The 22,450-nt window shown below is 37.9% G+C and carries 20 protein-coding genes, 1 riboswitch and 1 other annotated feature (1 of these 22 cut by a window edge); of the genes, 11 read left to right on the top strand and 9 right to left on the bottom strand.

What is annotated here, in order from left to right:
- The first annotated feature begins 53 nt into the window (after positions 1-53).
- Positions 54-1,259, top strand: a complete 1,206-nt coding sequence (locus ACFTQ7_RS18960) for a transglutaminase domain-containing protein (RefSeq protein ID WP_386830383.1) — start codon at positions 54-56, stop codon at positions 1,257-1,259.
- Here the strand turns inward: ACFTQ7_RS18960 and ACFTQ7_RS18955 are convergent.
- The 4 genes from ACFTQ7_RS18955 to ytzI form a co-directional block, all read right to left on the bottom strand.
- On the bottom strand, positions 1,223-2,212 hold the full coding sequence (locus ACFTQ7_RS18955) for a metal ABC transporter solute-binding protein, Zn/Mn family (protein ID WP_386830382.1): 990 nt from the start codon (positions 2,210-2,212) through the stop codon (positions 1,223-1,225). The genes ACFTQ7_RS18960 and ACFTQ7_RS18955 overlap by 37 nt on opposite strands.
- 108 nt (positions 2,213-2,320) lie before the next feature.
- Positions 2,321-2,554 carry a membrane protein insertion efficiency factor YidD gene (yidD, locus tag ACFTQ7_RS18950; RefSeq protein ID WP_053485074.1) on the bottom strand — a complete coding sequence of 78 codons (234 nt, stop codon included), beginning with the start codon at positions 2,552-2,554 and terminating at the stop codon, positions 2,321-2,323.
- Positions 2,551-2,712, bottom strand: a complete 162-nt coding sequence (locus ACFTQ7_RS18945) for a hypothetical protein (RefSeq protein WP_386830381.1) — start codon at positions 2,710-2,712, stop codon at positions 2,551-2,553. The genes yidD and ACFTQ7_RS18945 overlap by 4 nt, the downstream gene beginning before the upstream one ends.
- 70 nt (positions 2,713-2,782) lie before the next feature.
- The gene (gene ytzI / locus ACFTQ7_RS18940; protein ID WP_349659119.1) at positions 2,783-2,929 is read right to left on the bottom strand and encodes a YtzI protein; all 147 of its coding nucleotides are present in this window, start codon (positions 2,927-2,929) and stop codon (positions 2,783-2,785) included.
- Between the two features lie 139 nt (positions 2,930-3,068).
- Here ytzI and ACFTQ7_RS18935 point away from each other — a divergent pair, with 139 nt between their 5' ends.
- The 3 genes from ACFTQ7_RS18935 to ACFTQ7_RS18925 all read left to right on the top strand — a co-directional run bounded on the left by ACFTQ7_RS18935 (position 3,069) and on the right by ACFTQ7_RS18925 (position 4,952).
- The gene (locus tag ACFTQ7_RS18935; RefSeq protein ID WP_197140191.1) at positions 3,069-3,386 is read left to right on the top strand and encodes a transposase; all 318 of its coding nucleotides are present in this window, start codon (positions 3,069-3,071) and stop codon (positions 3,384-3,386) included.
- A gap of 341 nt (positions 3,387-3,727) precedes the next feature.
- Positions 3,728-4,192 (top strand): NUDIX domain-containing protein, encoded by a 465-nt coding sequence (locus tag ACFTQ7_RS18930; protein ID WP_386830380.1) that lies wholly within the window; start codon positions 3,728-3,730, stop codon positions 4,190-4,192.
- The gene (locus ACFTQ7_RS18925) at positions 4,176-4,952 is read left to right on the top strand and encodes an alpha/beta hydrolase family protein (RefSeq protein WP_386830393.1); all 777 of its coding nucleotides are present in this window, start codon (positions 4,176-4,178) and stop codon (positions 4,950-4,952) included. Before ACFTQ7_RS18930 ends, ACFTQ7_RS18925 begins: the two co-directional genes overlap by 17 nt.
- 148 nt (positions 4,953-5,100) lie before the next feature.
- Here the strand turns inward: ACFTQ7_RS18925 and ACFTQ7_RS18920 are convergent, their stop codons facing one another.
- Complete coding sequence (locus ACFTQ7_RS18920; RefSeq protein ID WP_386830379.1) at positions 5,101-6,057, bottom strand: alpha/beta hydrolase; 957 nt, start codon at positions 6,055-6,057, stop codon at positions 5,101-5,103.
- Between the two features lie 819 nt (positions 6,058-6,876).
- Positions 6,877-8,463: a phosphoenolpyruvate carboxykinase (ATP) gene (gene pckA / locus ACFTQ7_RS18915; RefSeq protein WP_349659123.1), complete on the bottom strand. Its 1,587-nt coding sequence runs from the start codon at positions 8,461-8,463 to the stop codon at positions 6,877-6,879.
- Positions 8,464-9,259: 796 nt separating this feature from the next.
- Positions 9,260-9,377, top strand: a riboswitch (SAM riboswitch).
- A 299-nt stretch (positions 9,378-9,676) separates the two neighbouring features.
- Here pckA and metK point away from each other — a divergent pair.
- Positions 9,677-10,873, top strand: coding sequence for a methionine adenosyltransferase (gene metK / locus ACFTQ7_RS18910; protein WP_349659124.1), 1,197 nt, complete (start codon positions 9,677-9,679; stop codon positions 10,871-10,873).
- A 431-nt stretch (positions 10,874-11,304) separates the two neighbouring features.
- On the opposite strand, the gene ACFTQ7_RS18905 is transcribed toward metK, so the two are convergent.
- Complete coding sequence (locus ACFTQ7_RS18905; protein ID WP_386830378.1) at positions 11,305-11,826, bottom strand: gamma carbonic anhydrase; 522 nt, start codon at positions 11,824-11,826, stop codon at positions 11,305-11,307.
- 136 nt (positions 11,827-11,962) lie between these two features.
- Between ACFTQ7_RS18905 and ACFTQ7_RS18900 the strand changes: the two genes are divergently transcribed.
- Both ACFTQ7_RS18900 and ACFTQ7_RS18895 read left to right on the top strand, forming a co-directional pair.
- Positions 11,963-12,769 (top strand): alpha/beta hydrolase, encoded by an 807-nt coding sequence (locus ACFTQ7_RS18900; RefSeq protein ID WP_386830377.1) that lies wholly within the window; start codon positions 11,963-11,965, stop codon positions 12,767-12,769.
- Positions 12,770-12,895: 126 nt separating this feature from the next.
- Positions 12,896-14,404, top strand: coding sequence for an alanine/glycine:cation symporter family protein (locus ACFTQ7_RS18895; protein ID WP_349659127.1), 1,509 nt, complete (start codon positions 12,896-12,898; stop codon positions 14,402-14,404).
- A gap of 514 nt (positions 14,405-14,918) precedes the next feature.
- Here the strand turns inward: ACFTQ7_RS18895 and mnmM are convergent.
- The gene (gene mnmM, locus ACFTQ7_RS18890) at positions 14,919-15,497 is read right to left on the bottom strand and encodes a tRNA 5-(aminomethyl)-2-thiouridylate-methyltransferase MnmM (RefSeq protein WP_386830376.1); all 579 of its coding nucleotides are present in this window, start codon (positions 15,495-15,497) and stop codon (positions 14,919-14,921) included.
- Positions 15,494-16,450 carry a tRNA modification radical SAM protein MnmL/YtqA gene (gene mnmL, locus ACFTQ7_RS18885; RefSeq protein ID WP_079561670.1) on the bottom strand — a complete coding sequence of 319 codons (957 nt, stop codon included), beginning with the start codon at positions 16,448-16,450 and terminating at the stop codon, positions 15,494-15,496. Before mnmL ends, mnmM begins: the two co-directional genes overlap by 4 nt.
- A gap of 261 nt (positions 16,451-16,711) precedes the next feature.
- On the opposite strand from mnmL, the gene ACFTQ7_RS18880 reads away from it, so the two are divergent.
- The 4 genes from ACFTQ7_RS18880 (at position 16,712) to dhaK (ending at position 22,225) form a co-directional block, all read left to right on the top strand.
- Positions 16,712-17,890, top strand: a complete 1,179-nt coding sequence (locus ACFTQ7_RS18880; protein WP_386830375.1) for an MDR family MFS transporter — start codon at positions 16,712-16,714, stop codon at positions 17,888-17,890.
- Between the two features lie 149 nt (positions 17,891-18,039).
- Complete coding sequence (locus ACFTQ7_RS18875) at positions 18,040-18,405, top strand: ArsR/SmtB family transcription factor (RefSeq protein WP_386830374.1); 366 nt, start codon at positions 18,040-18,042, stop codon at positions 18,403-18,405.
- 56 nt (positions 18,406-18,461) lie between these two features.
- A complete protein-coding gene (locus ACFTQ7_RS18870) occupies positions 18,462-20,186 on the top strand; it encodes a SulP family inorganic anion transporter (protein WP_386830373.1) in 1,725 nt (574 codons plus the stop codon).
- Positions 20,187-20,473: 287 nt separating this feature from the next.
- On the top strand, positions 20,474-22,225 hold the full coding sequence (dhaK, locus tag ACFTQ7_RS18865) for a dihydroxyacetone kinase subunit DhaK (protein ID WP_386830372.1): 1,752 nt from the start codon (positions 20,474-20,476) through the stop codon (positions 22,223-22,225).
- Positions 22,226-22,356: 131 nt separating this feature from the next.
- Positions 22,357-22,450: a binding site (T-box leader), on the top strand (it continues 118 nt past the right edge of the window).

The following is a 22,450-nucleotide window of genomic DNA, read 5'->3' as shown; positions in this document are numbered from 1 at the left end:
AACATAATAAGAAATGACAGGCATAAACTATTTAGTAAAGGAGAATGACTCATATGAGAAAATATATATATAATGTTTTCATTATATTATTTGTTCTACAAATGAGTCATGTGCAAGTATTCGCAAACTATGAACAAAAGAACACAACAACAGCCAATTCAATAGAATCCCTACAATATCAAATTCAAAAACAAGTCATGCAATTAACTACTGAATTTGACATTCAATATACTGGTAAAACGACGGAAATAAAAGATGAACTATCAGAGCTTATTAAACATGCTATTCAAGATCCATATATTTACGCCAATATTTCTAGTTTTAAATGGAAATATGAAGGCTATACCAATAATATTGTCATTAGATTTGAGTTTACCTATCATATTTCACAGCAAGAGGAAGTGTTTGTAGAACAGACTTTGGCGAATATTATTGCACCTATGCATGGATTAAGTGAATTGCAAAAAATACAAGCTGCACATGATTTTATCGTCCTATCTGCTGAATATTCAAAGGAAACGGAAGGAAGTCCATATTCCCCCTACACATTGCTTACAGAAAAAAAGGGAGTTTGTCAGGCATATGCTTTAGTACTTTATCGAATGCTAGAGATGCAAGGCTTTGAGGTACAATATGTACCAGGAAAAGTAGGGGAGCAACTACACGCCTGGGTCTTAGTAAAGCTTGATAATGCATGGTATCATATCGACGTTACTTGGGATGATCCTTTGCCTGATCATAAGGGAGAGGTACGTTATAATTATTTTTTAGTTTCTGATCGCCAATTAGCAAAAGATCACTCGTGGGACTATTCGAGTTTCCCAGCTGCTACAAACGAAGCCTATAGCGATTTACAAAAAACAAGTAAGATTGAAGTTCTTACAAAGCCAATTATGGATAGTCAGTTTTCTTTTGATAAAGGGCTGTCCGTTTTAAGTAAAAATAAACAACTAGTAAAGCCATTAATAGAACAACCTACACTGCTTTTGAAAAGTAATGAAAGCGATAAGAGTGTTCAGGTACATCTAAATGAATGGGAACCAATTATTTTAGAAAGTAATATAGCCCAATTAAAGGCTAATCGAAAGATAATACAAAATACTTTGTATAAGAAAAAAGGGCTAATAAGTATTGATAGAACGGAAAAACGAATGCCACAAGAAAAGTACGTCATAATAAAGGAGGTGCCCCTATACGATTTTCGGGGCACCTCCTTACTCATTTATTTGTGTTCGTTTAAGGCAGTATTTAAGGTTTGAATATTTTTTTTCATAAGGGTGAAGTAAGTTTCATTTTTCTTTACATCATCTGTTGTTAAAACGCTTAAATTATGCAAGACAAGAGATTTCGCACCAACTTCTTTTTGGATAACCTCTGCTAATTTAGAAGAGACATTTTGCTCGAATAAAATGTAGTGAATATGCAAATCATTTGCTTTATCAACAATCGTTGTAAGTTCTTTTTGAGAAGGCTCATTTTGCGAGTTTAAACCGGCTATTGGTACTTGCTTTAAGCCGTATTGTCCTGCAATATAGCCAAATGCTGCATGTGATACGAAGAATGTTTTCTCTTGCGCTTTATCCGCCGTTGCTTTAAATTCGTTATCTAAATCTTGTAGTTCTTTTACCAATGTCTCGTAGTTAGCTGTAAATGTAGCTTTTTGTTCTGGCATTTTTTCGACTAAAGTATTTTTAATGGAAAGTGCTAAGTCTTGACTGATCGTTGGTGATAGCCAAACATGTGGATCTACATTACCGTGATCATGATCTTCATGACCGTCTTCATGACCGTGATGTGCTTCCTCTTCATCATCATGTGAGTGACCTGAGCTCATAGCTAATTTTTCATCTGAAACCTGGTCTGCTGTTGCCACCATTGTTACATCTTCATTAGCTAGAGTCTTTTTGGCATTTTCAACAAAGCCCTCTAGCCCTAAGCCAATATAGAAAAATATATCAGCATCTGCTAATTTCATCATATCTTTTTGTGTTGGCTCAAATGTGTGTTCATTGGCACCGGTAGGGTAAATAGAAGAAACCTCTACAAAATCGCCACCAATACGTTGTGCAAAATAACTTAATGGATAGACAGTCGTGTAAATTGTTAATTTATCTTTTGTCTCTGACTGTTTGGACGTTGATGATTTATCCCCACAGGCAGCAGTGAATAGGGCAAGTACTGCAACTGAAAATAACAAAAATAATTTTTTCATCTTATTGTATACCTCTTTTTAATAGTAATCATTACGATTTATTTTTTTGAACAGTTTCTATAATAACGTACATCTTAAAAAAGCACAAGAAAAAATGACCCTCGAAGATTAATTCTTTTTCGAAGGCCATTTTTCAGGTACTGGATCAAAGCCGCCTGGATGGAATGGTTGGCATTTTGATATACGTTTAATCGTTAAATAGAATCCTTTAATGGCACCGTGTTTTTGAAAAGCTTCAAGTCCATAGGAGGAGCATGTAGGATGGAAGCGACAGGATGGCGGTGTCATGGGTGATATAAATTTTCTGTAAAACTTAATGAGCCATATAAAGGGATATTTCATATTTCTTTGTCCTCTTGTTGAGCGTTGGATTGCTTAGGCTTAGCATCGATAGTTTGTGTAAAGAAATTGCTTTTTTTCTTCAACAGGATAATGACAGATACGCCAAACATAAGCATCATCATTGCGATCATAATGATTATTGGTAATGGTACTCCCATTGCGTTCACTCCAAATTCTACTTGATAATAATATTATAAAAGAATTGCTAAAAAAAATGTACAAATTGAACTAGTCATCATCTCGATGAAAGCTTTGCTGAGGTTTTTCGTCAACTGTATGTTTAAAAGCATACGCACGATTGACACTAATAATAGTCGCGACCGTTATTAATACAACGATGATTGCGGCTACAATTAAGAGTGTGACTAAACTCATGGCATTCACTCCGTTCCTGATTCATCACTTCCTATTATAAAATAGATAAACTTACTTAGTTGTGAAGGAAGTTTGACATTCCAGCGAATAAAACAGTACTTTTACCGCCATACTATGGTAAAAGGAGTGTTTTGTAAAAATGGATCGTCAGCGTGTATATTTTTCACTTGCCAATAGAACATATTATACAAATCCATATGCAGGACCGTGGAATTTTGAGCTCAATGTAGACAGACAAGCATTAGATGTATTTGAAAAAATATTTCAGCAAATGCAGATGTTGGAGATTGCGAATGCATGGCGTGCGCAATTGCCATATATCCAATATCATCTTGATAGAGAAAATGATGAAATTGATTTACGATTAAAAAAAATCTATGCACTAGTTCATGAATATGGGGATGCGGATACAAAGGCATTTGTGGAGCAACTTCCTTATTTCAACAAACGTGCTTAAAAGTTAAGATCACTGAATACTTCAGTGATCTTTTTTATTTAAGAATTAATTAGTGAAAACTACTTTTATTGTACTTTCAATTATAAAAGGCTGTTTTCTCAAAGATCGTTGCTAATAACTCTCATTCGTGAAAATCAATCTTAATGACATGATATTTACACTTTGTAAATATCGGAGTTGAAAAGTAGTGAATTTTATTTGTTGATTGTAGCTACATGATTACACTATAGTGAAAATAAAAGACCATCACCATAACACCGAAGAATGCCAATCTCTATTAGTAATTGATTGGGCTCAGTGTGTGAAATAAGGCTTTAACATGAACAAAGGAGTTGATGAGCATGTTCTCATTTACAGATTTAAATGGTTTACGAGTGGATTTAAGTTTTATAAGAGGCGAATTGGACGTTGAGCCTAAGCATGTACTTGTTTTATTAAAGCATGAAAATAAGTGGTTATGTACGATTCATAAACGCCGTGGTGTAGAGGTTCCAGGTGGAAAGCTAGAACCTGGGGAAACATTGGAGCAGGCAGCGGTTCGGGAAGTATTCGAGGAGACTGGTGTTCATGTAAAAAACCTTAGATGGTTTGCTGAATATGCCGTTCATGATGACAATTTATTTTGTAAAACGGTCTTTACTGCACAGTTTGCGGGGCAGGAGGACATTGATTTTGATTTAGAAACTTCAGGGATGACTTGGCTAACAGATGAAGAATTTACTAATCATCCAAATTTAAGTTTTCATATGAAGGATGAAGGAATGAAGAAAATGCTGGAGGAGTTGAAACATTATGACCAATGGTAAGATCGTTAAAAAACGTCCTTATCCTTCGCCCAATCCAGCTATTCGTTTAACGGAAATCACGTATATGTCACAGGGTCTACGTGTGAAGGGATTATTAGCGGAACCTAAGGCAGAAGGTACATATGATGGTTTTTTATATTTACGTGGAGGGATGCAAAGCATTGGTATGGTTAGACCTTCGCGTGTCGCTCAGTTTGCAGCACAAGGCTTTATCGTTTTTGCCCCATATTACCGTGGCAATCGAGGTGGAGAAGGTCGAGATGAGTTTGCAGGAGCTGATCGTTATGACGCTGTATACGCAGTAGACGTACTAAAGCAGTTCTGTAATGATAATATTCATGTCTTTGGTTTTTCACGTGGCGGTATTATGGCACTTTGGACTGCAATCTTACGTAGAGATATTACATCTGTTGTAACATGGGCAGGAGTATCTGATGCAACAGCTACATATTGGGAGCGAACAGATATGCGCCGAATGATGAAGCGTGTAATTGGAGGGACACCTAATCGTGTACCAGAAGCTTATGATGCCCGAACACCACTTTTTGAGGTAGAGCATATGACAGCTCCTGTCCTTATTATTCATGGCTATCGTGATGAAAATGTAGATATTGAACATGCTAGACAGTTAGAATTTTATTTAAAAGATGCCAATATATCATATGAGACATGGTATGATCGTCGCTACGCTCATCAGTATCCACCTGCCAAAAATAGAGAGACAGTACATGCACTTTGTGAATGGATGAAACGACAATAGATGAAGATCGGTAAAATTAGATAATTAACTCCATTTTGATTAACTCTTTTTCAAAATGGAGTTTTTTTGTTAGAAAAACTGCTCAGGTAGCCCAAAAAACCGTTCAGGTGCTTTACGGCAGGCACATGAACGGTTGGAAAAAGGAAACTTACTTTACGTATTTCACTAAAAAGTTATTAATAGTTTCCCAGTACGAATCACCAGCAACGCTTTCTGCACCGCCATGTCCAGCACCTTCAACTATCATTTTCTCCTTCGGTACATTGGCAGCTTCATATACTTCATTTAGCATATTAGATGGCACAAATGTATCATTACTTCCATGAATAAATAACATCGGCGTTTTCGATTTGGCAACTTGCTCGACAGTATTTGCTTCACCAAGCGTATAGTCAGCTCTTACTTTCGTAACAATTGAAGAGAAGTGCATAATAGGAAAGGCCGGTAAATGAAAGATTTCTTGTAATTGGTAGGAGAATTCATCCCAAACTGAGGAATAACCGCAATCCTCAATTATAGCCTTAACATTGTTAGGGAGATCTTCTCCTGAGGCCATCATCACTGTAGCACCTCCCATGGAAATACCATACAAAATAATTTCAGCGTTTTTATCTGAATTGGTAACATTATTAATCCATGAGACTACATCAAGCCGATCGTGCCAGCCCATCCCAATATAGTCACCCTCGCTTTTTCCATGAGCTCTTGCATCTGGTATGAGAACATTGTAGCCTGTATCATAAAAATGCTTAGCATACTTTGACATTTGTGAGCCATCAGATGAATATCCATGGAAAACAATTGCCCATTTATTTGTTTCGTTTGTATTTTTAAGCGTATAGGCATGTAATTTCAAATCATCAAAAGACTTTACATAAGAATCCTGGTAATTCTCCTTAAACCATTTTTCACTCTCTTCTTTTTCTTTTGCTTCCTTAGGATTAACAGCGATTGAATTGTGCGGTGCATCAAGCACAGCTGATTTATCTGTATTAGGATTTAAGGCGAGATTATAAAAATAATTCCCTGCAAAAAATCCAGCACCAACAAACAATACTAATAGAAGACTGACAATGGTAATAATCACTTTATACTTTCTTTTCATATATTTCCTCCTAAAACTACTATTATGAATTATACACAAAGTTTCCAATATGAAAAGTGGACTTTTCTAAAATAGGGGAAAATAAAAAAGGGAATGACTTGAATCGATCCCTTTGTATGTTGTCGAACTACTATTAATTTAGTGTGGCTCTTCGGCAAAAATGAGGGATTGATTTCCGCTCCGACTGGGCGCTTTGCCGCTGACGTTTCGCTTTCGCGCAGTTAAAACATTTGTAGCTGCCGCTTTGCTTTCGCTACAGAAAACATTTGTTGTTGCTGTCGCTTCGCTTTCGCACAGTTAAAACATTTGTTGCTGTCGCTACGCTTTCGCACAGAGCAGAGCTTCCTGGGGGCGTCAGATGAGCCGCTTCGCTTCACTGCAGGGTCTCGGGCCAACAGATGTTTTTTGCGCGAAAGCGTAGTGTTAACGCAGCGACAGCAACAGCAGGTTTTGGTTTTGTTTGTGCGAAAGCGCAGCGACAGCAACAGCAGGATGTTGGTCACGAAGGCGTTATCACAGGACGTGATGCTTTTAGCCTTCGTTCCTCTATATCGCTGATCCCCAAGGAGTCGCCCAGTCTCCGCTCCAATCAATCCTTTCACTCAGCGTGTATCTTCTGGCATGCTACTGTAATTAAAAGTGTTAAAACGCTAATGTTTTGAATACGAAATGGAAGCGGCAACAAAATGCAAGGCAGTGGAAGTGGCTAGATACAAAGGATAGCGAGTAGCCTAGTATGGAAATCTCCCTCATTTTCATAAAAATTTTCTCTTTCAACAAAAAAGGGAACGACTGAAATCGTTCCCTTTGCTTAGTAAATTATTTTAATGGACCACCAAGGTTTGTGATAGCTTCAGAAACATTTGAGAATTTCTTGAAGTTTTCGTTGAATAAACCAGCAAGTTCAGCAGCTTTTTTATCATAAGCAGCTTTGTCTGCCCATGCATCACGAGGATTAAGCACTTCAGTTGGTACACCCTCAATAGTAGTTGGGATGTTTAAACCGAATACTGAATCTTGAATTGTTTCAACATCAGTTAATTTACCATCAATTGCAGCGCGCACCATTGTACGAGTGTAAGAAAGCTTCATACGGCTACCAGTACCATATTCGCCACCAGTCCAACCAGTGTTCACTAAGAATACTTGTGCACCGTGCTCGTCAATTTTTTGACCTAACATTTCAGCATAAACTGTTGCTGGAAGTGGAAGGAATGGAGAACCGAAGCAAGTAGAGAATACTGGTTCTGGCTCTGTTACACCACGTTCTGTACCAGCAAGTTTAGATGTGAAACCGCTTAGGAAGTGGTACATTGCTTGCTCTTTTGTTAATTTACTGATTGGAGGTAATACACCAAATGCATCAGCTGTTAAGAAGATGATTGTTTTTGGGTGACCAGCAACAGATGGATCAACAATATTTTCAATGTATTGAATTGGATAAGCTACACGTGTATTTTCTGTTAATGAACCGTCATCATAGTCACAAACACGAGTTTCTGGATCAACAGCTACGTTTTCTAAAACAGAACCGAAGCGAATTGCGTTGTAGATTTCTGGTTCTTTTTCAGCAGAAAGGTTAATTGTTTTTGCGTAGCAACCGCCCTCAATGTTGAATACACCGTTATCAGACCATCCGTGTTCATCGTCACCGATAAGCTTACGATCAGGATCTGCTGATAAAGTAGTTTTACCAGTACCAGATAAACCGAAGAATAATGCAACATCACCAGCTTCACCAACGTTTGCTGAGCAGTGCATTGAAAGGATGCCTTGTTGTGGTAATAAGTAGTTCATAATACCGAAAATAGACTTTTTGATTTCACCAGCGTATTCAGTACCACCGATTAGGATGATTTTCTTTTCAAGTGATACAATGATGAATGTTTCAGAAGCAGTGCCATCAACGGCAGGGTCTGCTTTGAAATTAGGAGCTGAGATAACTGTGAAGTCAGCAACATGAGAAGCTAATTCCTCTTTAGTTGGACGGATAAATAATTGATGAGCGAACAGATTGTGCCAAGCATATTCATTGATTACTTGAATGCTTAATTGAGAATCTTTGTCAGCACCAGCAAAGCCTTTGAATACGAATAATTCGTCCTGTTCTTTTAAATATTTTACTACTTTTACATATAAGTTATCGAACACTTCAGAAGAAATTGGTCGGTTAACTTTTCCCCAGTCAATTTTATCTTTTGTGCTCTCTTCTTCTACCGTATATTTATCTTTAGGTGAACGACCAGTGTATTTGCCAGTTTCTGCACGAACTGCGCCATCTACTGTTAACATAGCTTCACCACGAGAAGTAGCTTTTTCAGCTAATTGTGGTACTGAAAGTTGAACATTAATGTTACTGCCGCTTAATAATTCCTTCAGTTCGTTTGCAATTTCTACTGAATTCATCGATTAAATACCATCCTTTTTTATAGTATTCCCTTGAGTCTGAGGGAGATTTTCTTAATTTCAAAAATAGTATAACACAATTGCTTAAATAATCTATACTAATTCAGAAATTATTTTTCAGATTTTATTACTTTTCAAGAAAACGACAAAAAGTAAATTGATTCGTTTTGATAATGCTTTTTACCCTATCTATTATAAGTGATCAGTCAATCACTTTCGACACAGCAAAATTGTGTTCTAGAAGCTTTTGGCTTATATGAGGTTCGCACAGGATGTGAAGTTTTCAGCTTGTTTTTATTAGTTGGAGCTTGTCTTCAATTGAAAAGGGGCTACAATCATTTTCATCCACCACATGTTCCGTAGCTGACGCTTTGCTTTCACTACAAAATGTGCTGTAAAGGGTTACACATATGTTAACACATGATGTGAGGTGGAGAGTAGGGATTATTTTGTTTGAATTTACAGGATAATACAAATGAGTTTCATAATAATGGTATAACTGTAGCTAACGCTTTGCTTTCGCTATAGATAAACAAAGCGTCCGGAATCGGTTTTGTGCTTATGCCTGGAGACGTTATTTTGCGAAAGCGCAGTGTTAACGTAGTGACAGCAATGTGTTTTTGTCTTTGCGACAGCACGAGAGCCGACATGATTTTCGCTTTCGGTAATGCTACAGGACGTGGCGTTCTTACACTGAGTTTCCCTATTTTAGCGGGTGTTTGGGCACTCGCTGAAAGAAGTTAAAAATATTTGACAACGTTCGACCTTTTCCGTATTATGAGATATTGAACGGATACTCTTATCCCGAGCTGGTGGAGGGTCAGGCCCTGTGAAACCCGGCAACCTGCATGAACTATTTCACGACATGCGCTGGTGCCAACCTGATGCAAGGGAAACCCCTTGAACGATAAGAGTGAAAGGTTACGAAGTCATTATTCCTTTCCTCATGTTAAGTAAGCGTGAGAAAAGGATTTTTTTATTGTTAAAAACGAATGTAAAGGTAAGTATATAGTCCTTTCCTTATTATAATGACGGATCTTTCGAAAACCTCGTGTTAAAAGCAGTAGTTGTTTTTTGTGCGGAAACGTAGTGTAAACGTAGCGACAGCAACAACTGCTTTAGAGTTCAATCTATAGGAGCGGGCTTGACATGGGTAATGAGTACCGTATTAATTCGCAAATATTATTTGTAAAAGTAATTGGAGGAAAACCAAATGACAAAACGTCGACTGTTTACATCAGAAAGTGTAACAGAAGGACATCCAGACAAAATTTGTGATCAAATCTCGGATGCCATTTTAGATGCTATTTTAGCAGAAGATCCAAACGCACGTGTAGCGTGTGAAACAACAGTAACTACTGGTTTAGTATTAGTAGCAGGAGAAATTACTACGTCTACTTATGTAGACATTAAAGGTATCGTTCGTGATACTGTAGCAGAAATCGGTTATACACGTGGGAAATATGGCTTTGATGCTGAAAATCTAGCAGTACTTGTTGCTATTGGTGAACAATCACCTGATATTGCTCAAGGTGTTGACCAAGCATTAGAGGCACGTGAAGGCTCTATGACAGACGCTGACATTGAAGCAATTGGCGCAGGTGACCAAGGCTTAATGTTCGGTTATGCATGTAACGAAACACCAGAGCTTATGCCGTTACCAATTAGTTTAGCGCATAAATTGGCTCGTCGTTTAACGGAAGTACGTAAATCTGGTGAACTAGGTTATTTACGTCCAGACGGAAAAACACAAGTAACAATTGAGTATGATGAAAACAATGTACCAGTGCGAGTTGATACGATTGTCATTTCTACACAGCATGACGAAGAAGCTACACTTGAGCAAATTCAAGCAGACTTAAAAGAATTCGTTATTGCTCCAGTTGTTCCGAGTGAATTATTAGATGCCGAGACTAAATATTTCATCAACCCAACTGGCCGATTCGTAATTGGTGGTCCAAAAGGAGATGCTGGCCTAACTGGACGTAAAATCATCGTTGATACATACGGTGGCTATGCCCGTCATGGTGGTGGTGCTTTCTCTGGTAAGGATGCAACTAAGGTAGACCGTTCAGCGGCATATGCAGCCCGCTATGTGGCAAAAAATATCGTAGCAGCTGGTTTAGCAGATCGAGCTGAAGTACAACTAGCTTATGCGATTGGTGTTGCTCAACCTGTATCTATTGCTGTTGATACATTCGGGACAGGAAAAGTTACGGAAAGTGAAATTGTAAAATGGGTACGCGAGCTATTTGACCTACGCCCAGCAGGGATTATTAAAATGCTTAACCTTCGTCGCCCAATTTATAAGCAAACTGCAGCATATGGTCACTTCGGTCGTACAGACTTAAATGTACCTTGGGAACAAACGGACAAAGCAGACGCATTAAAAGAAAAAGCAGGTTTATAAACTATTCAGCTAAAGTAATAAAGTGGTTGGACAAATATTTTAAGATACTATTACAGAAAGGGGCTTAACATGCTATTGCCCCTTTCGTTGTTTTTAACTTCTTTCAGCGGGTGTCTAAACACCCGCTGAAAGAAGTTAAAGCCCCCGGTGGATGTCACGGAATCAGAAAGGAGTGCTTAGGGGATGTTAGCCTAAAACCATCGCATTCATGCGATAACGACTAACTGACCTACATCGGTAAAAGGGCCATGTCCTGTGGCATTACCGAAATGACCGACATCGTGTCGGCCCTCACGCAGGCCTAAGCACAAAGCCGATTCCGGACGCAATTATGCCGAGGCATAATTGATCAAAAAAATAAGCGCCATATATAATCACGTGGGGATCGGTTGTCTAAGCAACGTGGAGCTGCTTTGATTTAGTTGAAATAACTATTTATTCTTTGGTTGAAGAGATTTATAGTATTGGCCTTTTTCTACATATTCATGTATGATGCGTTCCATATCTTCTTTATCTTCATCATTTAATTCTCTTACAACTTTTGCGGGACGCCCTAATGCTAAGCTATTTGGAGGAATGACTTTGCCTGGAGGAACAAGGCTACCTGCCCCAATAAATGCACCCTCTCCAATCTCCGCTCCGTCTAATATGATAGAGCCCATACCTATTAAGGCTTTCTTACGAATCGTACAGCTATGTAAAGTTACTTGATGTCCGACTGTTACCTCATCTTCGATAATTAGTGGATATTTAGGGCTTTGATGCAAGCAACAGAGGTCTTGAATACTAACTCTTTTTCCGATAATTGTCGGTGATACATCCCCTCGAATAACTGTGTTAAACCAAATAGTTGTTTCAGCACCTACTGTAACGTCACCAGTTATGGTCGCATAATCGGCAATAAATACAGATGGATCAATATTGGGTGTTTTACCTTTAAATGGATAGATCATGAGAATCGCCTCTTTTCTTTCTATGATGTAATATTATCGTATCAAATACGCAACTAGATGGAAATATTAAATTAAAATGAGCTAGATATTTCGTTATAATCATTGTGTAATTATTTTTTTAGGAGGACTATGTGAAATGTGGAAATGGGAAGCTGATGGACAAGCAAAGGCTGTGGTTGCAATTCTTCATGGTGCATATGAAAATCACCGCTGGTATGCATGGCTTATAGAAAAATTAAGATTGGAAGGCTTCCACATAGTCATGGGGGATTTACCTAATCATGGAGTGAATAAAGGGTTTTCAAATGTTCACGATGAAGATTTTAAAGAATACAACAAATATACAAGGCATTTAATCGAGAATGCTTTTTCGTATAATCTACCTGTCTTTTTAATAGGGCATGGGCTTGGTGCGACACTATTACTACATACCATGCAAAAACGAAAATATGAATGCGCAGGAATTATTTTAACTTCACCATGGCTTCATTTAAAGCTACTGCCAGGTAAATTATCAAATGCTTTAACTAGTTTAAGTGCCCTGACTGCAAATGTGAAGCTGACTCATGAAATTACTATAGAATCTTTAACGCGCAGTGTAGAAGGTAGAGATGAGATGAAGGATGAAGTTCCTTTTTCGTCAGTTGTTTCAGTGAAATGGTATCGAGAACTACAGCAAATGATGCGCAATTTAGTGTTATTGCCTAAGGCAGAATTCCCTAATAGACCTATGTTAGTGATGACAGCTGAAAAAGATAATATTACTGAAACTAAACAAACTCGTAATTGGCTTCATCTGCAGGACTTTACAGAGTTTCAATTTAAAGAATGGGCAAACAGTTATCATAATCTATTTCATGAAGTAGAGCGTGACGAGATTTTTGTTTATATACGTGATTTTATTAATAATGCTCTTCGAAACATTGGCTATATAATTAAGTAGTGAATGACCTCTCCAATTAACTAGAAAATTACTAACTTTTTGTTACTTGAATATAATGTTGTAATTTTCTGAAAAGTGTAATACTATAATGACCTAAAGTATTATTTTTCAAATTGGAGGGGTAAAATGGAAGCAATCGTTGGGAAAATGAATGAGATTTTATGGGGACCATGGTTTATTTATGGCATATTGTTAATTGGGCTCTTCTTTTCAATCATTACAAGGTTCCTACAAGTAAGACACATTAAAGATATGTTTGTTTTAATGTTTAAAGGCGAAAAATCGGAAAAGGGAATTTCATCTTTCCAAGCAATGTCTATTGCATTATCTGGTCGAGTAGGTACAGGTAATATTGCCGGTACAGCTACAGCAATCGGGATGGGGGGACCTGGTGCTGTTTTTTGGATGTGGGCAATCGCCTTTATCGGTGCGGCAACTGCTTATGTTGAGTCGACATTAGCTCAAATTTATAAAGAAGAGAAAGATACAGAATATCGTGGTGGGCCAGCTTTTTACATAGAAAAGGGAATGGGGCAAAAATGGTTTGCTGTCATTTTCGCTGTTGCTGCATTAGCTGCTATGTTAGTGTTGATGCCGGGTGTTCAATCAAATGCAATTGCGACAGCTGTTGAAAACGCTTTCTCTGTTGACACTTGGATTACAGGACTTATTATTGTTGTATTATTAGGTACTATTATTATCGGTGGGGTAAAATGGATTGCCAATGCTGCACAGGTCATTGTACCGTTTATGGCATTAGCATATATTCTTATGGCCATTGTCATTATCGCAATGAATATTAAAGAAGTACCAGCTGTATTTTCATTAATTTTTTCTAGTGCATTTGGTGCGCAAGAAATCTTCGGTGGTATTGTTGGCTCCGCTATTGCGTGGGGGGTTAAACGTGGTATTTATTCAAATGAGGCAGGGCAAGGGACAGGTGCGCATCCGGCTGCTGCAGCAGAAGTATCACACCCTGCTAAACAAGGTATCGTGCAAGCAGCTTCTGTATACATTGATACATTATTAATTTGTTCAGCTACTGCATTTATGATTTTATTTACTGGAATGTACAATGTACAGGATGAAAAAGCTGCAGAAGGCACTGATTCATATGTTTATGTTGGTGATTTCAATAAAGGTGGATTAACTGGAGATGAGCAAGTAACATTTGCGAAAAGTATTAAAGAAGGTGCAGCATATACACAATATGCAGTTGACTCTTCATTACCAGGCTTTGGTGGACCATTCGTAGCGATCGCATTATTCTTCTTTGCTTTCACGACGATAATGGCATACTACTACATTGCCGAAACAAATGTGGCTTATTTATTCTCAGGAACTACAGAGAAGGTCGTCATTTGGCTAGCTAAATTTGCAATTTTAATTGCTGCGTTTTACGGTACTATACGTACTTCCGACCTTGCTTGGGCTATGGGGGATGTTGGATTAGGACTAATGGTTTGGATTAACGTTATAGCGATTTTAATTATTATGAAGCCTGCTATAGTTGCATTAAAGGACTATGAGAGACAGAAAAAAGAAGGAAAAGATCCTGTTTTTGATCCTCGTAAACTAGGAATTAAAGGTGCAGATTTCTGGATTGATTATAATGAAAAACGTAAAAATAAATAGATAATAAGATAGGAAGCTGTCTAATAGATTGAAAGATTCTATTAGATAGCTTTTTTGTTTTGTCTTTCCCGCGCTATCGGGGATATTCTCTTTTCTAAATTAAAAGGCACGATTCCAATGAGTTATCGGAATTGTGCCTTAAATAAATTATCAAGTGTGTTGATTAACCATTTTTATCTAATCAAATTACTTAGATGGCTCTGATTTCCGCTACGGGCTACTCGCTTTGGTGCTGCCGCTACGCTTTCGCACAGATAAAACAATTGTTGCTGCCGCTGACGCTCGCCCGCAGGAAGCCTTGCTCAGTGCGAAAGCGTCGAGCCGCTTCCTCCGCTGCACTCCATGCAGGGTCTCGTCTGTCTCGCTTTCCCGCGGGAGTCGAGTAGCCCTCCGCTACAATCAGTAAAATGGACATCCATTAGCAAAATATCAACAAAAAATCCTTTTATCAGTCAATAATAAACCTAAATTTTCCCAATCAACATGCATGTAAAATTTATATTAAATTATCTAACTAACTTAACGAATAATCTTTCATTTTTTCTAAAGCAATTACAAAAGGTGGATCATTTTGTTGATTTAAAAACTCGTATTTTAAAACATGTACACATTTTTGGGGAAGTTGACTGACATAGTCAATCACAGCATCTCGCTCTTCCTTCCCGCCCGGATGACCATGATAAATGACGAGGACAATAAGACCCCCTATTTTTAGCATCTTTAGCAAATCATCAATTGCTTGTATCGTCGTATTTGGCTGTGTAATGATGTCGTGATCGCTACCAGGCAAATAACCAAGATTAAAAATTGCAGCCGCAACTGGTTTGTGGACATAGTTGACTACTTCTTCATGCCCTCTATGTAAAACAAGTGCACGATGCTCTAAGCCATTATCTAAAAGGCGATGGAGAGTGGCATCAACAGCGCTCTTTTGAACATCAAAGGCGTATACTTGTCCTTCATCGCCGACAAGCTGTGCTAGAAACAAAGTGTCGTGGCCATTTCCAGCTGTGGCATCTACTACAGTGTCGCCCTCTTCAACAGTATCTTTTATTAGCTGTTGGGCATATTGTAAAACTCGTCGTAGCTTCATTTGTCATCCTCGGCTTTATAAAATTTTCCTTGCCAGCTTCCTCGGCGTTCAAGCTCAGCATCAATTCCATTTAATACTTCCCATTTATTAACACTCCACATCGGGCCAATCATTAAATCAATTGGTCCATCGCCTGTAATACGGTGAATAACCATATCTGGAGGTAGAATTTCAAGTTGATCGGCAACAAGCTTTGTATAAACGTCTTGATCTAAAAATTCTAACATTCCTTTTTCGTATTGCTTAACCATTGGAGTACCTTTTAAAAGATGCAGTAAATGTATTTTAATACCTTGTACATCAAGTTTTGCGACTTCACGAGCAGTTTCCATCATCATGTCAGAGTCTTCGAGAGGAAGACCATTAATAATGTGTGAGCATACACGAATACCATGTTTTCGTAACTTTTCAACACCTTCCACATATGTTGCATAATCGTGGGCACGGTTGATAAGATTGGCTGTTTTTTCATGTACAGTTTGAAGTCCTAATTCAATCCATAAATAGGTACGCTCATTTAATTCAGCTAAATATTCAACTACATCATCCGGCAGACAATCTGGGCGTGTTGCGATGGATAATCCGACAACCCCCTCTTGGGCTAATGCAGCTTCAAATTTTTCTTTTAATACTGGTAGCGGTGCATGTGTATTTGTATACGCTTGGAAGTAAGCCATGTATTTGCCATCCTTCCATTTTTGATGCATTTTGTCACGTATTTCAGCAAATTGTACCTCGATAGGATCAACTTTGTTGCCCGCAAAATCACCTGAACCTGCAGCACTACAGAACGTACAACCGCCAAAGGCAACTGTACCATCACGGTTTGGGCAGTCAAAGCCTGCGTCTAGTGCTACTTTAAAAACTTTATGACCAAATTGCTCACGTAAATAGCGATTCCATGTATAATACCTTTTCCCGTCTGATGGAAAAGGAAAGTTTGTTTCTGTCATTTATTTCACTCCTCTAAAACTATATTTTATCACGTGCTGGTGTTTCCGTCATGAGGGAAGAATTTAATAATATGTGGATGTACTATGAGAGAAGGCAAGCGAAAAGTACATCGACCATCGTATTTCATCAGGAGGCCCCAAAAAACTACACAAAAAATATTCTAAAGCATATGTAAAAAGAGTAAATTTATTTTTCTTGTGCTTTTGTATGTTTAAACATAAACTAACTATTTAGAGTAGCGAAATAATGGAGGACATTCTATGCCAAAAAGTGTTTGGTTTTTAATTATTGGTATGCTTGTGAATACAACGGGCAACTCTTTTTTATGGCCTTTAAACGCCATTTATATGCATGATTATTTAGGGAAGTCGCTTGCGATGGCTGGCTTTGTGTTGATGTTGAATTCTGCTGCTGGCGTATTAGGGAATCTCTTAGGTGGTTACTTATTTGATAGAATAGGTGGCTATAAATCAACAATGTTTGGCATTCTTTTGACGATTGCATCATTAATTGCTTTAACGATTTGGCACGGCTGGCCACATTATGTGTGGATTTTAACAATACTCGGCTTTAGTGGGGGTATTGTATTCCCAGGAATGTTTGCTTTAGCTGGTACTGCGTGGCCGGAGGGTGGACGAAAGGCTTTTAACGCAATTTATTTAGCTCAAAATTTAGGTGTAGCAATTGGTCCTGCACTTGCGGGTGTTGTTGCTGCTTATCAATTTGACTACGTCTTTAAGGTCAACTTAGCCATGTATATTTTGTTCTTTTTTATAGCATTTTTTACTTTTAAACGATTAGAAGCGGGGAGCATTGCGCCGAAGAATGTCGTGAGTGAAAGTAAGCGAATAATAAATAAAGCACCGTTTTATGCATTATTAATTATAAGTTCTTCCTCTGTACTATGCTGGGTAGCTTATTCACAATGGAGTGCGACTATTTCTGCCTATACACAAGATCTAGGATTAGGATTGAAACAGTACAGCTTACTTTGGACTATTAATGGTCTGCTTATCGTTTTAGGGCAACCGCTAATTGCGCCGCTAGTGAAACGTTGGGAAAATAATTTGAAGCGTCAATTAGTATTTGGCGTTGTCCTTATCGCGATATCCTTTGGAATCATTGCGTTTGCAAGCGATTTTAAAATGTTTGGAGCAGCAATGGTCGTGCTAACTTTTGGTGAAATGTTTTATACGCCTGCCTTACCTACAATCGCCAATCAACTTGCACCAAAAGGGCGTCAGGGCTTTTATCAAGGGATTATTAATAGTGCAGCAACAACTGGTCGTATGATTGGCCCTCTATTTGGTGGTATTATGGTTGATCAGTTTGGTATGATTGCACTCGTTTCAATTTTAGTAATAATTGTATTGCTTGCGATTATTCCATGCCTTATCTATGATTATCCTTTACGAAAGAATAAAACAGTGACAAAATAATAGGTTAAATTTAACAGATATTTTTCAAAAACGAGCAAAAACTGTGTGGGAAACACGTTTTTTGTTCGTTTTTTAATGTTTGACATTGAAAGTTAGCTTATATTAGCGTACAATCAACTATACATATTCAAATATTTGAATATATGAATATGATTCATGGAGGGATTTATGTGGAAGAATTGCAGCAATTTAAGGCAGATTTTTTTAAAGCTTTAGCACATCCATTACGAATTAGAATATTGGAATTACTAGTAGATGGTAAGAAAAATGTCAATGAAATTCAAAGTTACTTAGAAAAAGAGGGCTCAGCTGTTTCTCAGCAGTTAAGTGTATTACGAGGCAAAAATATTGTGTATGGAACGAAAGAGGGGAAAAAAGTTTATTATTCTTTAAGCGATCCGATGATTGGAGAGTTACTTGGCGTCGCAAAAGAAATTTTTAATAATCACTTAATAAATACAATTACAAGATTAGAAGAAATGACTATTAATGAAGATAATGAAGAGGATATGTAAACTGGGGTTTTTACGAAACATTTACGTTGCTATTATTTTGAAGGGAAGATTTATAGATGAAGTCACTGTTTACAGGGCGATATGAAGGATATTCTGTTCATCATTTGAAGAAAGATTTAATCTCAGGGACAATTGTCGGGATTGTAGCAATACCACTGGCAATGTCCTTTGCTATTGCGTCAGGTGTTAAGCCTGAGTATGGAATATATACAGCTTTTATTGCTGGCATACTTATTTCTCTTTTTGGTGGTTCGAAGTTCCAAATAGGGGGACCTACAGGTGCCTTTGTGCCAATTTTATTAGGGATAGTCATTTCGTATGGCTATGAAAATTTACTAATCGCTGGATTAATGGCCGGGATTATTTTGTGCTTAATGGGTATTTTTAAACTAGGCTCATTAATAAAATTTATTCCCCGACCCGTGACAATTGGATTTACAGCAGGAATAGCCGTTATTATTTTTACAGGTCAAATTGCTAATTTCCTAGGTTTAACAAATATTAAACGACATGAGTATTTTATTGACAATGTAAAAGAAATTGTTATGCATATTGGTACGACAAACTTTTATAGTGTTTTAACGGCGATCATAAGTCTTATCATTATTTTAATAACACCGAAAGTATTACCGAAAGTTCCAGGAGCGTTAGCGGGAATTGTTGTTTCTACACTAGTGGCAACATTCTTTTTTTCTGGACAAGTTGCCACAATAGCAACAGCCTATGGTCAAATTCCTAATACACTACCGAATTTCGCAGTTCCAGATATCACATGGGAACGTATTCAGCTACTTATTGGACCAGCTTTTGTGATTGCGATGCTTGGTGGAATTGAATCACTTTTATCTGCTGTGGTAGCGGATGGAATGACAAATACAAAGCATAATAGTAACCGAGAACTTGTTGGTCAAGGGATTGCTAATATCGTCACTCCTTTCTTTGGAGGGATCCCTGCGACAGGCGCTATTGCTCGTACTGCGACAAATATTAAAACAGGTGGAGTATCACCAATATCAGGTATTATTCACGGTGTATTTGTATTAGTCACTTTATTATTACTTGCGCCTTTTGCTTCACATATTCCATTAGCTAGTATGGCTCCAGTTTTAATGGTTGTTGCTTGGAATATGAGTGAGCAAAAGCATTTTGCACATATTGTTAAATTAAAATCAGGAGATTCCCTCGTTTTAATCATTACGTTCCTTCTTACTGTTTTTACAAGTTTAACATTAGCTGTAGAGGTGGGGCTTGTACTAGCGGTCGTATTATTTGCAAAGCGTATGAGCGAAAAGCTTGTCGTAACAAAGGTTTTACCGGATCATTCGAAAGAGAGTGGAAAGGTACAATCACATGTTGTTCATCAAAAACGAGACTGTCCACAAATTAGTATTTATACAGTTGAGGGTCCTCTTTTCTTCGGCGCAGCTCAAACCTTTGAGCAGGCAATTGTAAGTTCTATTCAGCACGAACAAAAAGTTTTAGTATTACGCATGGGTAAAGTACCTTTTATGGATTCAACAGGTGAGTCGTATTTTAGTAATGTCATTCGGAATTTTAAAGCACAGGGTGGCACTATTTTAGTTACAGGAGTACAAGACGAATTAAAAAAGGCACTACAGCACAATGGCTTATATGATGAAATTGGTGAAGCTAATTTCTATCCGCATACAGGAGAAGCGATTAATAAAGCTTTAAGCTATTTAGATACAAATAAATGTATTGGCTGTAAGCATTTTGCTTTCCGTGAATGTCAGGAGCTATCCCGCAATAAAGGGCAGTAATAATAAATGAACTGCCCCTAATTGCTCGATTGGTGAAGACTAATGATCGATGGGGTGCAGAAAATACCCCATCGATTAAAGTTTCACTTTATCCCGCAATAAAGGAACGCAATTATGCCGAGTATGAGTATCTTTAGACAAAACTTTCATTTTACATAGTAAATTAGAATTCGTTTTTAAATATATTTCGAGGGGTATCATAGCAGGAATCTTCTTTGAATAATTATAGAAGTATGTCTACGAATAGGCTCCGTAGAATGTGATAAAACTTATAGGGGAGGATTAAGATGAAAAAAATTATGAATCAACCTGAATCACTTGTTATGGAAATGTGCAATGGGATAGTTATGGCTCACCCGGAACTTGAGCTGTTAAAAAAATATAAAATAATTAAGAAAAAAGTAATGAATGCAAATAAGGTAACTTTAATTAGTGGTGGCGGTAGTGGACATGAACCTGCACATGCGGGGTTTGTAGGAAAAGGAATGCTAGATGCTGCGGTATGTGGTGATGTGTTTGCCTCTCCTTCACAAATACAGGTATATCAAGCAATTAAAGCAACAGCCAGCCAAAAAGGTACACTGCTCATAATTAAAAATTACAGCGGAGATATAATGAATTTTAAAAATGGCGCCCACTTAGCCATGGAGGATGGCATTCAAGTAGAGTACGTTCGCGTAGAAGATGATATTGCAGTAGAAGATAGCCTTTATACAGTAGGACGCCGCGGCGTTGCAGGAGTTGTGTTAGTACATAAAATTGCTGGTGCAGCCGCAGAAGAAGGTATGGATTTGATGCAGGTTAAAGCTGTAGCGGAAAAAGCAGCAGCAAATGTTCGAACAATTGGTCTGGCACTAACTTCTTGTACGGTTCCTGCTAGTGGATCACCTACTTTCAAATTGGGTGAAGATGAGATGGAATATGGTGTCGGTATTCATGGAGAGCCAGGAAGAAAAAGAGAAAAAATAATGGCTGCAGATGAATTAGCTTTACGTATGACAAATGACCTTATGAAAGATTTAGGATTAGATAAAGATGCTGAAATTGCTGTTCTAGTAAATGGATTTGGTGGTACACCACTTCAAGAACTTTATCTGTTAAATAATGGGGTTACTAGAGAGCTGAGTAAAAGAAATATACGAATCAATAGAACGTTTGTCGGCAATTACATGACAAGTATTGATATGGCTGGGATCTCTCTTACAGTAATGAAACTAGATAATGAACTGAATACATTATTATCGAAAGAATGTAATACACCTGCATTTAAGGTAGATGGACCAGTTGAACGTGTAGAATACGTAGATATTAATGATAACGTAGAAGAGAAAGAGGTATTCTTTGAGACGGAAACAGAAGAAGAACACGCTATCATTAAAAACGAGGTAATCACATTAAATAATATGATTTATCTTGTAGATAAAATGAGTGAGATTATTATTAAGAACGAAGTGCCTTTCTGCGAATTGGATACCCATGCAGGTGACGGCGATTTCGGAATGAGTGTCGCAAAAGGTTTTAAGGAATTAAAACGAGGATGGAGCTCGATTCTAAATCATGAACATTTAAGTATTGGGACTTTCCTTGATGGTTGTTCCATGATCATTATGGAACATTGTGGAGGAGCTTCCGGTCCAATTTGGGGCGGGGCTTTCCGAGCTGCTAGTAAAGCAGTGGAGGGGAAAATGGAATTAACTGTTGGAGAGTTTGCTGAAATGTTACAAGCTACGCTGAAAGGTATACAATCTGTCGGTGAGCGTTCTTTCGGAAGAGGGGCAGAGGTAGGCGATAAAACGCTTGTAGATGCGCTTGTACCTTGTGTGAATTCCTGGTCAGAAAGCGCTGCAACTGGTGCGGACTTTAAAACAGCTTTTGAGAAAGGGGCAGAGGCTGCTGTTAAAGGAGCGGAATATACAAAGGAAATCGTAGCTCGAATGGGTCGCGCCGGAACAGTTGGTGAAAGAAGTCTAGGTTATCCGGATGCCGGTGCTTATGCGCTAGGAGTTATCTTTACGGAGCTTTCTTGTAGTTTAAAATAAAGCGAGCACTATGGATACAACTTATTTCGAATATTGTTACCTTCATAGGGATTTAATTTGTTCAAAAATGGTTAGTATGTAAACAAAGTCTTGTGCTTTTCAGTACTTTCCATTAGAATAAATGCAATACATGTAAGACAATGATGAGGAATAGTAAATTTGTGTTTCTTTTTAGAGAGCTAGCGGTTGGTGGGAGCTAGTAGGAAAGCAAATTGAACTCGCCTT

Source organism: Lysinibacillus sp. NPDC056959 (assembly GCF_042674095.1).
GTDB lineage: Bacteria > Bacillota > Bacilli > Bacillales_A > Planococcaceae > Lysinibacillus > Lysinibacillus zambalensis.
This window is presented reverse-complemented; position numbering and strand designations above follow the sequence as displayed.

Bases quoted from the DNA above. Each gene is read 5' to 3' on its own strand.
- ACFTQ7_RS18935 (WP_197140191.1), top strand. From the start codon at position 3,069: ATGGATCGTCAGCGTGTATATTTTTCACTTGCCAATAGAACATATTAT.
- ACFTQ7_RS18945 (WP_386830381.1), bottom strand. From the start codon at position 2,712: ATGGGAGTACCATTACCAATAATCATTATGATCGCAATGATGATGCTT.
- ACFTQ7_RS18905 (WP_386830378.1), bottom strand. From the start codon at position 11,826: ATGATCTATCCATTTAAAGGTAAAACACCCAATATTGATCCATCTGTA.
- ACFTQ7_RS18880 (WP_386830375.1), top strand. From the start codon at position 16,712: ATGCCAAAAAGTGTTTGGTTTTTAATTATTGGTATGCTTGTGAATACA.
- mnmL (WP_079561670.1), bottom strand. From the start codon at position 16,450: ATGACAGAAACAAACTTTCCTTTTCCATCAGACGGGAAAAGGTATTAT.
- ACFTQ7_RS18960 (WP_386830383.1), top strand. From the start codon at position 54: ATGAGAAAATATATATATAATGTTTTCATTATATTATTTGTTCTACAA.
- pckA (WP_349659123.1), bottom strand. From the start codon at position 8,463: ATGAATTCAGTAGAAATTGCAAACGAACTGAAGGAATTATTAAGCGGC.
- yidD (WP_053485074.1), bottom strand. From the start codon at position 2,554: ATGAAATATCCCTTTATATGGCTCATTAAGTTTTACAGAAAATTTATA.
- mnmM (WP_386830376.1), bottom strand. From the start codon at position 15,497: ATGAAGCTACGACGAGTTTTACAATATGCCCAACAGCTAATAAAAGAT.
- ytzI (WP_349659119.1), bottom strand. From the start codon at position 2,929: ATGAGTTTAGTCACACTCTTAATTGTAGCCGCAATCATCGTTGTATTA.
- ACFTQ7_RS18895 (WP_349659127.1), top strand. From the start codon at position 12,896: ATGGAAGCAATCGTTGGGAAAATGAATGAGATTTTATGGGGACCATGG.
- ACFTQ7_RS18900 (WP_386830377.1), top strand. From the start codon at position 11,963: ATGTGGAAATGGGAAGCTGATGGACAAGCAAAGGCTGTGGTTGCAATT.
- ACFTQ7_RS18920 (WP_386830379.1), bottom strand. From the start codon at position 6,057: ATGAAAAGAAAGTATAAAGTGATTATTACCATTGTCAGTCTTCTATTA.
- ACFTQ7_RS18870 (WP_386830373.1), top strand. From the start codon at position 18,462: ATGAAGTCACTGTTTACAGGGCGATATGAAGGATATTCTGTTCATCAT.
- metK (WP_349659124.1), top strand. From the start codon at position 9,677: ATGACAAAACGTCGACTGTTTACATCAGAAAGTGTAACAGAAGGACAT.
- ACFTQ7_RS18875 (WP_386830374.1), top strand. From the start codon at position 18,040: ATGATTCATGGAGGGATTTATGTGGAAGAATTGCAGCAATTTAAGGCA.
- ACFTQ7_RS18930 (WP_386830380.1), top strand. From the start codon at position 3,728: ATGTTCTCATTTACAGATTTAAATGGTTTACGAGTGGATTTAAGTTTT.
- dhaK (WP_386830372.1), top strand. From the start codon at position 20,474: ATGAAAAAAATTATGAATCAACCTGAATCACTTGTTATGGAAATGTGC.
- ACFTQ7_RS18955 (WP_386830382.1), bottom strand. From the start codon at position 2,212: ATGAAAAAATTATTTTTGTTATTTTCAGTTGCAGTACTTGCCCTATTC.